Here is a 13,854-nt window from a genome sequence, read left to right as displayed (position 1 = left end):
GTGCGGCCTGACTGGCGGAGCCTTGGCATCGCGCCGGGTAAATCATCCTCGATGAAACCGATACCCGGCTTTCCCGGATTGCCCGGAATCAACCGCCTGGATCCCGCCGGCGCCGCGAGTCTATTCGGGGAAACCGAATTCGGGAGGACCATTCTGGACAATGGTGCGTTCGTGATCAACGGCCACAGTGGGGCGGTTTTTTCCTGAATGCGACACCATTCCGGGTGAATTCCGCCACCACTGACTCCATACTGTGTTTTCCGCGTGGTCCCGCCGCGTAATGGCCCTTACCCTGTCCGCGTCATCGCTGAGGGGAAGGACCGTTCGTGTTTCACTACGAGTACCACGCGACGCTCGGCGCGGGAGCGTTGATCGCGATCGGCCTCATCGGGCTGGCATTTTCGGTACTGATGATCGCCGCGTTCTGGCGCGTGTTCTCGAAGGCGGGACAACCGGGCTGGGCCGCGATCATCCCGATCTACAACACGATCGTGCTGTTGCGCGTGGTCGGCAAGCCGTGGTGGTGGATCCTGCTGATGCTCATCCCGCTCGTGAACGTCGTGCTGCTGTTCATCATCTACATCGACCTGGCGCGGTCGTTCGGGCACGGCACCGGGTTCGGCGTGCTGACGGTGTTCTTCAGCTGGATCTGCATCCCGATCCTCGGCTTCGGCTCGTCCCGCTACCTCGGCCCCGCCGGTTCGCCCCACTGGCGGCCGCCCTACCCGGGCGGCCCGTACCAGCAGGACCCGCCCTACCCGGGCCAGCCGCCCTACTCCGGCCAGGCCCCGTACCCGGGACAGCCGCCGTACGGCCAGCCTTACCCCGGGCAGCCGCCGTACCCGGGCAACCCCTACCAGCAGCAGCCCCCATACCCCGGCCAACCTCCCTACCCAGGCCAGCAGCCGCCCGGCCAGTGGTGAACCGGTGAGTTCGCGCTGCCGCGCGTGTCTACCCCCGTGACAGCCGGAACCGCTGACACGGGAGGAACGATGGGCAAGGTGCGCGCCGACATTTCGGTTTCCGTCGACGGGTATGTCGCCGGGCCCCGGCAGACCAGGGAGAACCCGCTCGGCGAGGGCGGGGAGGGCCTGCACGAGTGGGCCGTCGCGCTCGAGGTGTTCCGCGAACGCCACGGCGAGGAAGGTGGCGTGGTCAACGCCAGCGACCAGGTCATGCGGGAAGCGGTGGCCGGCGTCGGCGCCGGGATCATGGGCCGCGGCATGTTCGCGGGCACCGGGCCGTGGGACGAGACGTGGACCGGTTGGTGGGGCGAGAATCCGCCGTTCCACGTCCCGACGTTCGTGCTCACCCACCACCGGCGCGAGCCCCTCACCGTCTCGGACACCACGTTCGTCTTCGTCGGCGACGGGATCGATGCCGCCTGCGCGCAGGCACGGAAAGCCGCCGGGGACAAGGACATCCTGATCCACGGCGGCGCACGGACGATCGACCAGGCCCTCGCCGCCGGTCTCGTCGACGAGCTGGACCTGCACGTGGTTCCCGTCGTCCTCGGTGGCGGCTCGCGCCTGCTGGCCGACGTGCCGCCGCAGCTCACCTTCGAGCAGGTACGGGTGATCGAGGCCCCGGGCGTGACGCACCTGAAGTACCGGGTGAAGTGATCACGCGCGCTGCTGACTCAGCAGTTTTTCCCGCAGTGCCGCCGATTCCGCCTCGCCGAAACCGTTTTCGGTCAGCCAGGGCTGGACGCCGCCGTAGAGCCGGTCGACCTGGTCGAAGAACGACGCCATCGTTTCCGCGCGCGGTTTCTGGTCCGACGACGGGCGTTTGTCCAGATCCCGCGCGTAGGTGGCGGAAGCACGCAACCGCCCGAGGATGCCGTCGATCCGTTCGCCGCTCGCCGCGTAGTCGGCGATCACGTCCTCCCTCGACACCCCGGCGACACTCAGCGCGAGCGCGACGACGACCCCTGTCCGGTCCTTGCCCGCCGCGCAGTGCACGATCGCCGCGCCCTCGGAGTCCCGGATCGAGCGCAGCGCGGCCACCACGTTCTCCGGCCGGTCGGCCAGATATCCCAGGTACAGCGCGGTCATCGTGTTGCCGGGGAACCGGGCGATCGTCGCCTCCCGGCGCGCGAACAGCGCCTCCGCGCCCGCGTCCGTGGCGTCGCCGACCTCGGGCAGCATCGACAAATGCACGTGCCGCACCGAGCCCACCGCGCGCAGCGGCCCCGGCCCCTCCAACTCGACCTCACGACTGCTGCGCAGGTCCACCACGGTGCTCAAGCCGAGATCGCCGACGAGCAGTTTGACGTCCTTGGGGGTCAGGCCCTGCAGGTTGTCCGAGCGCAGCAGCCGCCGCGGAGCCGTCCGGTTTCCGTCCGTGGTGGGCAGACCGCCCACGTCGCGGGCGTTCGCCGCCCCTTCGAGATCGAGCCAGGAGGTCATGCCCCCATAGTTCACGGCGCCACGGAGTCGGCCAAGGGAGCCGCGGCGGGAACCGGATCTTCGATCGGAGCCTCCGATCGCCGCGGCAGGCGCAGCGTGCCCACGAGCCCGCGCCGCCGCAACCACGGCTGCCAGCCCAGCATCCCGATATGCGCGGCGATCGCGTGCCCCGCGACGGTCACGATCGACAGCAGCGAACCGGGATCGTCGGTGACGTATATCACGGCTATCGTCACCTCGATCGCGAGCACCGCCCACAACCGCAGCCTGCGTTCGAGGACCGGCGCCATCGCGCCCGCGGTGGCGAAGAACCCGTAGCTGACCCCGATGTCCAGCCACCGCGAATCCGCGTGCGGCAGCCAGCCGTGGGTCAGCGCCCACATCACCGGCAGCTCGGTGGCGAGCGTCGCGAGCACGTGCCCGCTGGCGAACACCGCGAACGTCCAGCCCGCGCCCACCCGCCGCTCCAGGGGGGCGACCGCGAGCGCGAAGATCAGCACGTACACCAGCCAGCCGGAGTCCTCGATCCACAGCGCGCTGCTGATCAGGCTCAGGATCGGCCGGTGCCACAGGTTGTGCGCGTCCGTGCTGGCCATCGCCAGCAGCTTCGCCGACACCGTTTCGCCGACCATCCGCTGCACGAGCGTGGTCGCGAGCAGCAGCGCGAGGTACCAGAACGTGAACGGCGTGGCCGAGGGACTGGGCAGCAGAACGGCCGCCCGGGTGGTCCAGCGCGGGCGGCCGAGGCGCGTGATCGAGTCCTGGGGCACGGATCCCAGTGTGAAGTCTCAACCTTATAACGGCCTGTGAACCTGCTTTGAAGGGTGCGGCGCGGGGCCGGGATCGCGCAGCGTTTCCGTGTGTGGACAAAGCGTGGTGAGCCGCTGCTCTAGGATGCCGACCCGTGGATTCCCCGGCGAAAGCACCCGAGGCGCCCGTCACCGAGGGGCGGGAATCGCTCCCGTCGTTCGCGCGGCTGCCCGTGTTCGGTATCGCCGCCGCGGCCGGGGTGCTGTTGCTCGCGCTGTCCGGCCGGTTCGGCTACTTCGGCGACGAGCTGTACTTCCTCGTATCCGGTAAGTACCACTTCGCCTGGGGCTACGCCGACAACCCGTGGCTGGTGCCCGCGCTCGCCTCGCTGATGGACACCATCGCGCCCGGTTCGGTGGTCGCGCTGCGCGTGCCCGCGATGCTGCTCACCGTCGGCGGGATCGTGCTGACCGCGCTGATCGCCCGGGAGATGGGCGGAGGCAGGCGCGCTCAGGCGATCGCCGCGGCCGCCTTCGCCACTTCCTTGCAGCTACTGGCTTCCGGGCATCTGCTCGCGACATACACCGTCGACCCGTTCCTGTGGACGCTGACGTGCTGGCTCGTCGTGCGCTGGCTGCGCACGCGGCAGGACCGGCTGCTGCTCCTGGCCGGGCTGGCGACCGCGCTGGCCATGCAGGGCAAGTTCCTCATCGTCTTCTTCTGGCTGGGGCTGGGGATCGCGGCGCTGATCACCGGGCCGCGGGAACTGCTGCGCCGCCCGCTGCTGTGGGTGGGCGCGGTGATCACCGTCGCGGTGACCGTGCCGACCGTGTTGTGGCAGGCGCGCAACGGCTGGCCCTACTTCGACATGCAGGCGATCGTCGCCGAGCAGGTCAACCGCTTCATGGGCGGGCCGGGGCTGTTCGCCCCGCTGGCGATCGTGTTCGCCGGGCTGCCGGCGGGCGCTTTCCTCGTGTGCCACGGAACCTGGCAGCTCCTGCGGTCGGAAAAGTACCGGTTCCTCGGCGTGACGGCGTTGCTCGTGACGCTGATCTTCATCGTCACCGTCGGCCGCTACTACTACGTTTCCGGGCTGTACGGGCTGGTGTTCGCCGCTTCCGCCGTACGGATCGAGCAGCACCGGCCCGCGAGGTGGTGGCGCTGGGTGCCGACGTGGCCCGTTTTCGTGGTCACCGCGGCGGTTTCGGTGTTCGCCGGGCTGCCCGTCCAGCCGCTCTCCGCGATCACCAACACCAACTTCGTCGCCAGCGGCAGCTACGGCTGGCCGCAGCTCGTGGACACGGTCGCCGCCGCGTACCACCAGCTGCCGCCACCGGAACAGCAGCACGCCGTGCTGATGGGCGACACCTACTGGCAGGCCAGCGCGCTCGACTTCTACGGGCGGCAACAGGGTCTGCCCGCGGCGTACGGCCCGGAACGCGGCTCCTGGTACAACGGCGAACCGCCCGCCGACGCCGGTCCGGTGCTCTACACGGGCTCGGATCCGGCTCAGCTGAGCCGTTTCTTCGGCGACGTCCGGCAGGTGGCGACGGTCCGCATCGCCACGAAACCGGACAACGTCAACCAGAACGTCCCGGTCTATCTGTGCCACGCTCCGCGCGCCCCGTGGCCGCGGCTCTGGCAGCAAATGCATCGCGCCTGACCCCGCCCGTGGGCATAGTGGCGTCATGGCGAACCACAGAACCTGGGGCAACGGTGAGTTCGAAGTCCCGGACGGCTACCTCAACACCCCGAGCATCGGACTCCCGCCCCGGCACGTGGCGGACGCGGTGGTCCGGCTGGTCGACCGCTGGCGCCGCGGCGCCGACTCCCCACCCGACTTCGACGAGCCGGTCACCTTCTCCCGGCAGGGTTTCGGGGACCTGATCGGCGTCCCTGGGGACCGGATCGCCATCGGGGCCAGCGCTTCCCAGCTGTTCGCCAACATCGCCGCCGGGCTCCCGGCGGGGGCGAAAATCCTTGCGGCGCAAGGAGAATTCACCAGCGTCACGTTCCCCTTCGCGGCCGCGGGCGCCACCGTCCACGAAGTCCCGCTCGCCGAGCTGCCGGAGCACGTCGAAGGGCACGACCTCGTCGCCGTCGCCGTCGTGCAGTCCGCGGACGGGGCGATCGCGGATCTCGACGCCCTGCGGGCCGCGTCCGAAGCGGCGGGCGTCCCCGTCGCGCTGGACGTCTCGCAGGCCGCGGGCTGGCTGCCGCTCCAGCTCGACTGGGCGGACTGGGTCGTCGGCGCCGGCTACAAGTGGCTGCTGTCCCCGCGCGGCTCCGCGTGGCTGGCCGTGCATCCGCGCGCGGTCCACACCGGCAGGGCGGTCGCTGCCGGCTGGTACGCGAGCGAGGGGCAGTGGGACGCGCTGTACGGGATGCCGCTGCGGCAGGCCGAAGGCGCGCGCCGATACGACTTGTCACCGGTCTGGTTCGCGCACGCGGGCGCCGCGGTCGCGCTCGAGTACTTGAACTCCCTCGACCTCAAGGCCGTCCGGGATCACTGCGCCGGGCTGGCGGATTCCCTGCTCAGGGGGCTTGGCCTGGCCGAACGCGGCAGCGCGATCGTCTCGATCGAGGCCGATCCGGCCCGCCTCGCCGAGGCCGGGATCAAGGCCAGCGCCCGTGCCGGGAAGGTGCGTCTCGGCTTCCACCTCTACAACACCGAGAGTGATGTAGAACGGGTTCTCCACGCTGTGGGGTGAGTCCGGCCGGGTGGCCCGGTACCGTACTGGCTCGTGGTTGCTCCGCAATATCCGCCGGCCCGTGGCGACACCGCGCCGCTGCCCCGGATCCCCGCCGGCCGGAACAAGACCCGAGGCCCCCTGTTCAAGGGCCTCGGCCTGGTGGCCGTCGCGGTCGTGGCCGGGCTGGTCTGGTGGCTGATCCAGCACGATTCCGGCGCCACGCCGGTCGCGCAGGCGCCGGCGAAGGAGTTCACCTTCACGCCCGCCGAAGGCCCCGTCGCGTCGACCGACTGCGCCGGGAAGTCGACGGCGTCGGTGAAGAAGTACTTCTCCGAGCACCCGTGCCAGGGCCTGTCCCGCGCGCTGTACGACACGACGGCGAGCGGGAACAAGGCGCTCGTTTCGGTCGTGCTGGTGACGATGCCGACGCCCGCGGACGCCCAGCAGCTCAAGACGATCCTCGACGGGGACAACACCGGCAACGTCAACGACCTCGTCCGCGACGGCACGGCGAAAATCGCCGACGCGCCGAAGCTCTACACCGGCAAATACGCCTCGCGCCTCACCAGCAACCAGGTGACGGTCGTGCTGGCCGGTTTCTTCGGCGACCACAAGGACGACGCCACGATCGGCCGCGTCGCGAACGAGGCGCTCGACCTCTCCTCGCAGCTGCGTACGGGCTGAGCGGGGCTCAGGCCGCCGCGCCCGGCATGGGCACGGCGGCGGGCGACTCGCCCGCGGCCTGACGCCAGCGTGTACCGCGGCGGGCCGAGCCGAGCAGCGCGACGAGCGCCACCTTCCGCAGGTTCTCGTCGTCCGTGCCCTCCAGCACGCCGCGCCACGCCGCGGCCGTGTCGGCTTCCGCGCTCGCCACAACGCTTTTCGCCGACGTCGCGTCCGTCACCGGCTTCGGCGTGATGTACGCGGGCTCCGCTCCGTCCGGTGTCGCGCCGACGGCGTCCAGCATCCGCACGCACGCGTCGCGGCGGTTGCGGTGTTCGTCGGCCCCGTCGCTCACGCCCGCCGTGTAGTTGCTCGGCAGGAAGGCGCTCACCAGCGCGTACACCCACACCGCCGCGTGCTCGGCGTCCAGTGCCTTCTGCAACGGCGACACCGCGTCGCTCGGGACTGTCGACGCCGAAGCCGTGACGGTGCCGGGATCCGTGCCCGGGCCGAGCTTGTCGTCCAGCTGCTGCAGCCCCGCGCAGCCCGCGGCCACCGCGGCCACGAGCCCGGCCCGGTAGCGCGAAAACGTGGGCACCAGCTTCTCCGCCTGCTCCCGCGCAGTGGCGAGACGCTCCTTCAGCGCGGCCGTGCCCGAGCCCGACGGCGTCACCACCTGGACCGAGGACTTCGGCCGGTTCAGCCTGTCCACTTCGGCCTGCAGCGCCTGCGCGTGCGCCGTGCGCACGGTCGCCACCTGGCTGCCGAGATCCCCGCCCACGCCGTTCGCGGCGGCCGCGTCCGCCTTGGCCTGTTCGGCGAGCAGGGCGAGCGGATCGGGCTCGTCGGAGTAGCCGGTCTGGCAGGCGGCCAGCGGGACGGCCAGGGCCGCCAGCGCGCTCATTCGCAGGACGTCACGACGGGTACGGAAGCTCACGGGGCGCCAGTCTGCCAGTCCCGGGAGTGACCACGGGCGGTGACGGGGGCAAGCAAGATAAGCTTGACCACCACTGACCATCGCGGAACAAACAGGAGAGCGCCAAGGTGCCAGGAGAACTCGCCGGCCAGCTCGAGCCGATCGTGGCCGAGGCCGTCGCCGGCGCGGGTTTCGACCTCGACGCGCTCGACGTCCAGCAAGCCGGGCGGCGCAAGCTGGTGAAGGTCGTCGTCGATTCCGACGACGGGGTCGGCCTGGACGAGATCGCCGAGGCCAGCCGGGCCGTGTCGGCCGCGCTCGACGAGAACGAGCACCTCATCGCCGGGGCCTACACGCTCGAGGTCACGTCCCCGGGCGTCGACCGGCCGCTGAGCGGGCCGAGGCACTGGCGGCGGGCGAAGTACCGGCTGGTGAAGATCAGCCCGCACGAGGGCGCGGCCTTCCTCGGCCGCGTCGGGCACGCCGGCGAGGAGTCGGCGCGCGTGCTCGTGGACGGGGAGATCCGTGAGGTGCGGTTCCGCGACGTGGCCAGAGCCGTGATCGAAATCGAGTTCAAGCAACCGCCGACGGAGGACCTCAAGCTGCTTGAAGAGGACGCGGCCGGGAAGGAGTCGGAGTGAACGTCGACATCGCCGCGCTGAGGGCGATCGAGCGGGACAAGGACATCCCCTTCGATACGGTCATCGAGGCCATCGAGACCGCGCTGCTGACCGCGTACAAGCACACCGAGGGCCATCAGCCCCACGCCAGGATCGACATCGACCGCAAGACCGGGTTCGTGCGCGTGCTCGCGCACACCCTGGACGAGAACGGCGAAGTCGACGAGGAGTGGGACGACACGCCGGAGGGCTTCGGCCGGATCGCGGCCACCACCGCGCGCCAGGTCATCCTGCAGCGCCTGCGCGACGCCGAGCACGAGAAGACCTACGGCGAGTTCTCCACCAAGGAGGGCGAGATCGTCGCGGGCGTCATCCAGCGCGACGCGCGCGCCAACGCCCGCGGCATGGTCGTGGTGCAGATCGGGGACATCGAGGGCGTGCTGCCCGCGGCCGAGCAGGTGGCCGGCGAGTCCTACGCGCACGGCAGCCGCATCAAGGCGTACGTGGTGACGGTGTCCCGCGGCAGCCGCGGCCCGCAGGTCACGCTGTCCCGCTCGCACCCGAACCTGGTGCGCAAGCTGTTCGCGCTCGAAGTGCCCGAGATCGCCGACGGCACGGTCGAAATCGCCGCCGTCGCCCGCGAGCCGGGGCACCGCTCCAAGATCGCGGTCCGCTCCACGGTGCCCGGCGTCAACGCCAAGGGCGCGTGCATCGGCCCGGTGGGCGCGCGGGTGCGCAACGTGATGAGCGAGCTGGCCGGGGAGAAGATCGACATCATCGACTACTCCGAGGACCCGGCCCGCTTCGTCGGGAATGCTTTGTCCCCGGCCAAGGTTGTGTCGGTGCGCGTGGTGGACGAACGGGCGAAGACGGCCCGCGTCGTCGTGCCCGACTTCCAGTTGTCCCTGGCCATCGGCAAGGAAGGGCAGAACGCCCGCCTCGCCGCGCGGCTCACCGGATGGCGGATCGACATCCGCAGCGACGCCGCCGGGGACGACGAGGCGGAGGACACACCACGCGCGGCAACAACCGGTTCGGCTGAGTGACAGGGCACGAGCTAAACTCGAACGTGGTTCGAAGGCCGTACCCGGAGGACGCGCGCGCCAAGGAACGGGAAACCCCGGTCCGCACGTGCGTGGGGTGCCGGAAACGGGCTTCGGTCGGTGAGTTGCTGCGAGTGGTCGCGAAGGACGGGCAGGTGGTCGTCGACGAGCGTCGGCGGTTGCCGGGCCGGGGTGCTTGGCTGCACCCCGATCCCGGATGCCTGGCCAAGGCCGAGCGGCGGCGGGCGTTTCCCCGGGCGTTACGGGTTCCGGGCACGCTCGGCGTCCAGGCCGTGCGGAGGCGTCTCGAGCCGCACGCCGAACGAACTGTGGGTGGGGGAACCTCCCTCGCTCGACCGGAATGAAGGAAGCAGGTCGACCCGTCATGAGTCAGCCGTGAAGCTGAAGCCATGAACGCGCGACGATAGGACGAGGTCAGCGGGTCCTTACCGCCTGGCTGGCCTCCCCAGTTGAGGAGAGCAGTGGCAGGCAAGGCCCGTGTGCACGAGCTCGCGAAAGAGCTCGGTGTGACAAGCAAGGAAGTTCTCGCCAAACTCAAGGAGCAGGGCGAGTTCGTGAAGTCCGCGTCCTCCACCGTCGAGGCACCCGTTGCCCGGCGGCTGCGGGACGCGTTCACCGCCGGTGGCGGCAAGTCCGGCGGTAAGCAGGGCGGCCGCAAGCCGGTCCCCGGCCCCGCGCAGGGCGGGAACGGGCAGGCTCCGGCAGCGCCCAAGCAGGAAAGCTCGCAGGACCGTCCGCGCCCGAACGCGGTCCCCGGTCCGCGCCCAGGGCCGCGTCCCGGCCCGGCGCAGCAGCCCCAGCAACAGCAGCCGCAGCAGCAACCGCAGCAGCAGAAGCCGGCGCAGCAGCCCCGGCCCGCCGAGCCGAAACCGCAGGTTCCGGCCGCGAAGGCGGAGCCGAAGCCGCAGCAACAGCAGCAGGCTCCGCGTCCCGGCCCCGCCCCGTCGTCCCAGCAGGGCGGCGGTTCCGTGGTGCCGCCGAAGCCGCAGGGCCCCAAGCCCGCCGGCCCCAAGCCCGGTCCGCGTACCCCGCGGGTCGGCAACAATCCGTTCGGCGTCGGCTCGGGTTCGCCCGCGCCGAGGCCCGCTCCGCCGCGTCCCGGCCCCGGCAGTGACCGTGGCCCGCGCCCCGGTGGCGAGCGTCCGGGCGGCGAGCGTTCCGGTGGCGACAGGCCGGCACAGGCACCGCGTCCCGGTGGCGGCAACAGGCCGAGCCCCGGCAACATGCCGCCGCGCCCGAACCCGGGCATGATGCCCGGCCGCACGCAGCGGCCGGCGCCCGGTGGTGGCCGCGGTGGTCCCGGTGGTGGCGCTCGTGGCGGTCCCGGTGGCGGCGGTCGTCCCGGTGGCGGCGGCGGTCGTCCCGGCGGTGGCGGTGGCGGCGGCGGTTTCCGCGGCGGCCCCGGTGGCGGTGGCGGCGGCGGTGGCTTCCGTCCCGGTGGCGGCGCCCCCGCGGGCGGCGGCGGTTTCCGCGGCCGTGGCGGCGGTGGCCGTGGTGGCACGGCCGGTGCCTTCGGCCGTCCCGGTGGTCCCTCGCGCAAGGGCCGCAAGTCGAAGCGGCAGAAGCGCCAGGAGTACATGGACAACATGCAGGCGCCGAGCGTCGGTGGCGTGCGGTTGCCCAAGGGCAGCGGCGAGACCATCCGGCTCCCGCGCGGTGCCTCGCTGACCGACTTCGCGGAGAAGATCGACGCGAACCCGGCTTCGCTGGTGCAGGTGCTGTTCCACCTCGGTGAGATGGTCACGGCCACGCAGTCGGTGTCGGACGAGATCCTCGAGCTGCTCGGCTCGGAGATGAACTACCAGGTGCAGGTCGTCTCCCCCGAGGAGGAGGACCGCGAGCTGCTGGAGACCTTCGACATCACCTACGGCGAGGACGCCGGTGACGAGGAGGACCTGCAGGTCCGGCCGCCGGTCGTGACCGTCATGGGTCACGTCGACCACGGTAAGACCCGCCTGCTGGACACCATCCGGAAGACGAAGGTGCGCGAAGGTGAAGCCGGTGGCATCACCCAGCACATCGGTGCCTACCAGGTGGAGACCGAGCTCGACGGCAACGAGCGCCTGATCACGTTCATCGACACCCCGGGTCACGAGTCGTTCACCGCCATGCGTGCGCGTGGCGCGAGCTCCTCGGACATCGCGGTGCTGGTGGTCGCCGCCGACGACGGCGTCATGCCGCAAACGGTGGAGGCGATCAACCACGCCCAGGCGGCCAAGGCGCCGATCGTGGTCGCGGTGAACAAGATCGACAAGGAAGGTGCGAACCCGCAGAAGATCCGCCAGCAGCTCACCGAATACGGGCTGGTGGCCGAGGAGTACGGCGGCGAGACGATGTTCGTCGACATCTCCGCGCGGGAGAACATCAACATCAACGGTCTGCTCGAGGCGATCCTGCTGACCGCCGACGCGGCGCTGGACCTGCGGGCCAACCCCGACATGGAGGCCCAGGGCGTCGCGATCGAAGCGCACCTCGACCGCGGCCGCGGTCCCGTGGCCACCGTGCTGGTGCAGCGCGGCACGCTGCGGGTCGGCGACTCGGTCGTCGCCGGGGACGCCTACGGGCGTGTGCGGCGCATGGTCGACGAGTACAACGAGGACGTCACGGAGGCGCTGCCTTCGCGGCCGGTGCAGGTCATCGGGTTCACCTCGGTGCCGGGTGCCGGTGACACGTTCCTCGTCGTCGAGGAGGACAGGGTCGCGCGGCAGATCGCCGAGCGGCGCCAGGCCCGGATCCGCAACGCCATGAACGCGCAGCGGCGCAAGCGGGTCAGCCTGGAGGACCTGGACTCCGCGCTGAAGGAGACGTCCACCCTGAACCTGATCATCAAGGGTGACAACTCCGGTACCGTCGAAGCTCTCGAGGCGGCGCTGCTGCAGCTGGACGTCGGTGACGAGGTCGAGCTGAACGTGGTGCACCGCGGTGTCGGTGGCGTGACCGAGTCCGACATCGACCTGGCGACCGCGTCCGACGCGATCGTGCTCGGGTTCAACGTGCGGGCGCAGGGCAAGGCGACCGAGCGGGCCACCCGCGAGGGCGTCGACGTCCGGTACTACACGGTGATCTACCAGGCGATCGAGGAGATCGAGCAGGCTCTGAAGGGCATGCTCAAGCCGGAGTACGAAGAGGTCGAGCTCGGCAAGGCGGAGGTCCGCGAGGTCTTCAAGTCCTCTAAGTTCGGCACCATCGCCGGCTGTCTCGTCACCTCGGGCGAGATCCGCCGCAACGCGAAGGCCCGCCTCCTGCGGGACGACGTGGTGATCGCGCAGAACCTGCCGGTCAACTCGCTGCGGCGGTTCAAGGACGACGTGGTCGAGGTGCGCGACGGGTACGAGTGTGGTCTGACTTTGGGGTCGTACAGCGACATCAAGGTCGGCGACATCGTCGAAACCTACGAACAGCGCGAGAAGCCGCGCGCGTAAGGGTGAGTTGGTGTCGGGGGCCGGTCCGGAGCGGACCGGCCCCCGCACTCTCTGAGGAGACCATGTTCGTCGGTGCGTATGAGTTCGACGTGCTGCTGGGCGATGTCCGTTCGCTCAAGCAGAAACGTTCGGTGGTGCGGCCCTTGGTCGCGGAGCTGCGGAAGCGGTTCGAGGTGTCGGTCGCCGAGGCCGGGCATCAGGATCTGCATCGCAGGGCGCTGATTGGGGTCGCGGTGGTCGCCGCGGACGGTGACCATGTTCGTGACGTCCTCGACGAATGCGAACGCCTGGTCGCGGGCAGGCCGGAACTGGAGCTGTTGTCCGCGCGCCGTCGGCTGTTCGGACCGGAAGACTAGAAAGTAGGGATGTGTGATGGCCGATCCGGCACGCGCGCGGAGGCTGTCCAAGCGGATCTCGCAGATCGTGGCCTCGGCCATCGAGCACGAGATCAAGGACCCGCGGCTGAGCTACGTGACGATCACCGACACGAAGGTCACCGCGGATCTGCACGACGCCACCGTGTACTACACGGTTTTGGGGGAAAGCCTCGAAGCGGCACCGGATTTCGCGGGTGCGGCCGCCGCGCTGGACTCGGCGCGCGGGGTGTTGCGGAGCAAGGTGGGGCAAGGCACGGGTGTCCGCTTCACGCCGACGCTCACCTTCGTCGCCGACAAGGTGCCGGAGACGGCGCAGCACATCGAGGACCTGCTGGCGAAAGCCCGCGAGGCCGACGCCGAAGTGGCCCGCCGTTCGGCCGGTGCCCAGCACGCCGGTGACCCGGACCCGTACCGAGCCCCCCGCGAAGACGAGGAAGACGCGGAGGACGGCGAGGAGGAGTAGCGGCCGGGGCGGCTCGGTTTGGTCGGCTGATGTGGCGCGGGTTGGGGTCGCGGGGATGCTCGGCTTCGCCGGGTTGAGTCGGCGCGGGGGAGTTGCGCGGCCCGGGTTTGCCGGGCCGCGCCAGCGCGGAGGCTGGGGACTGGGGATGCTCCGGTTTGCCGGGCTGAATTGGCGCGGGCTGGAGGGCGGGGCGGATCTTTTTCGCCGGGCCGAGTTTGGCGCGGGGGAGTTGGCGCGGCTCGGGTTAGCCGGGCTGATTTGGCATGGAGGCTGGGGAGTGGTGGGCTCCGGCTTGCCAGGCCGAGCTGGCGCGGGCTGAGGAGTAGAGGCGGCTCCCGCTCGCCGGGCCGAGCCAGCGTGGTGACGGGGAAGTAGGAGCGGATCCACTTCGCCAACCGCCCCACGACAAAAACCGCCGCCCGGCAACGAAAGCTGGGGACACCCTGTCTCTTATACACAACTGACGCTGCTTACCGCG

The 13,854-nt window shown here is 70.6% G+C and carries 14 protein-coding genes; 11 read left to right on the top strand and 3 right to left on the bottom strand.

The window, feature by feature from the left end; genetic code table 11:
* Positions 1–326 precede the first annotated feature (326 nt).
* Both FPZ12_RS46005 and FPZ12_RS13710 read left to right on the top strand, forming a co-directional pair.
* Positions 327–923: a DUF5684 domain-containing protein gene (locus FPZ12_RS46005; protein WP_208025843.1), complete on the top strand. Its 597-nt coding sequence runs from the start codon at positions 327–329 to the stop codon at positions 921–923.
* Positions 924–992: 69 nt separating this feature from the next.
* On the top strand, positions 993–1,622 hold the full coding sequence (locus tag FPZ12_RS13710; RefSeq protein WP_144761152.1) for a dihydrofolate reductase family protein: 630 nt from the start codon (positions 993–995) through the stop codon (positions 1,620–1,622).
* On the opposite strand, the gene FPZ12_RS13705 is transcribed toward FPZ12_RS13710, so the two are convergent.
* Both FPZ12_RS13705 and FPZ12_RS13700 read right to left on the bottom strand, forming a co-directional pair.
* A complete protein-coding gene (locus FPZ12_RS13705; protein ID WP_144761149.1) occupies positions 1,623–2,408 on the bottom strand; it encodes a tyrosine-protein phosphatase in 786 nt (261 codons plus the stop codon). It lies immediately after the preceding gene.
* Positions 2,409–2,419: 11 nt separating this feature from the next.
* A complete protein-coding gene (locus FPZ12_RS13700) occupies positions 2,420–3,178 on the bottom strand; it encodes a rhomboid-like protein (RefSeq protein ID WP_208025842.1) in 759 nt (252 codons plus the stop codon).
* Positions 3,179–3,312: 134 nt separating this feature from the next.
* Between FPZ12_RS13700 and FPZ12_RS13695 the strand changes: the two genes are divergently transcribed.
* From FPZ12_RS13695 to FPZ12_RS13685, 3 genes are read left to right on the top strand one after another with little or no spacing between them, the layout of a single operon-like run.
* Complete coding sequence (locus FPZ12_RS13695; RefSeq protein ID WP_144761146.1) at positions 3,313–4,821, top strand: ArnT family glycosyltransferase; 1,509 nt, start codon at positions 3,313–3,315, stop codon at positions 4,819–4,821.
* 25 nt (positions 4,822–4,846) lie between these two features.
* Positions 4,847–5,869 (top strand): aminotransferase class V-fold PLP-dependent enzyme, encoded by a 1,023-nt coding sequence (locus FPZ12_RS13690; RefSeq protein WP_144761142.1) that lies wholly within the window; start codon positions 4,847–4,849, stop codon positions 5,867–5,869.
* A gap of 33 nt (positions 5,870–5,902) precedes the next feature.
* Positions 5,903–6,535, top strand: a complete 633-nt coding sequence (locus FPZ12_RS13685; protein ID WP_144761139.1) for a hypothetical protein — start codon at positions 5,903–5,905, stop codon at positions 6,533–6,535.
* Positions 6,536–6,542: 7 nt separating this feature from the next.
* Here FPZ12_RS13685 and FPZ12_RS13680 read toward each other — a convergent pair whose 3' ends face one another.
* The gene (locus tag FPZ12_RS13680; RefSeq protein ID WP_166462734.1) at positions 6,543–7,418 is read right to left on the bottom strand and encodes a ferritin-like domain-containing protein; all 876 of its coding nucleotides are present in this window, start codon (positions 7,416–7,418) and stop codon (positions 6,543–6,545) included.
* Between the two features lie 140 nt (positions 7,419–7,558).
* Here FPZ12_RS13680 and rimP point away from each other — a divergent pair, with 140 nt between their 5' ends.
* The 6 genes from rimP to rbfA all read left to right on the top strand — a co-directional run bounded on the left by rimP (position 7,559) and on the right by rbfA (position 13,376).
* Entirely contained in the window at positions 7,559–8,071 is a 513-nt protein-coding gene (rimP, locus tag FPZ12_RS13675) for a ribosome maturation factor RimP (RefSeq protein ID WP_144761133.1), read from the top strand.
* Complete coding sequence (nusA, locus tag FPZ12_RS13670) at positions 8,068–9,096, top strand: transcription termination factor NusA (RefSeq protein WP_144761130.1); 1,029 nt, start codon at positions 8,068–8,070, stop codon at positions 9,094–9,096. Before rimP ends, nusA begins: the two co-directional genes overlap by 4 nt.
* Before the next feature lie 23 nt (positions 9,097–9,119).
* Positions 9,120–9,458 (top strand): YlxR family protein, encoded by a 339-nt coding sequence (locus FPZ12_RS13665; RefSeq protein WP_144761127.1) that lies wholly within the window; start codon positions 9,120–9,122, stop codon positions 9,456–9,458.
* A gap of 117 nt (positions 9,459–9,575) precedes the next feature.
* Positions 9,576–12,536 (top strand): translation initiation factor IF-2, encoded by a 2,961-nt coding sequence (infB, locus tag FPZ12_RS13660; RefSeq protein ID WP_150980317.1) that lies wholly within the window; start codon positions 9,576–9,578, stop codon positions 12,534–12,536.
* Positions 12,537–12,598: 62 nt separating this feature from the next.
* Positions 12,599–12,892 (top strand): DUF503 domain-containing protein, encoded by a 294-nt coding sequence (locus FPZ12_RS13655; protein ID WP_144762616.1) that lies wholly within the window; start codon positions 12,599–12,601, stop codon positions 12,890–12,892.
* A 16-nt stretch (positions 12,893–12,908) separates the two neighbouring features.
* A complete protein-coding gene (gene rbfA, locus FPZ12_RS13650) occupies positions 12,909–13,376 on the top strand; it encodes a 30S ribosome-binding factor RbfA (protein ID WP_144762619.1) in 468 nt (155 codons plus the stop codon).
* The last annotated feature ends 478 nt before the right edge of the window (positions 13,377–13,854 follow it).

The sequence above is a fragment of the Amycolatopsis acidicola genome, from assembly GCF_007713735.2.
Taxonomy (GTDB): domain Bacteria; phylum Actinomycetota; class Actinomycetes; order Mycobacteriales; family Pseudonocardiaceae; genus Amycolatopsis_E; species Amycolatopsis_E acidicola.
This window is presented reverse-complemented; position numbering and strand designations above follow the sequence as displayed.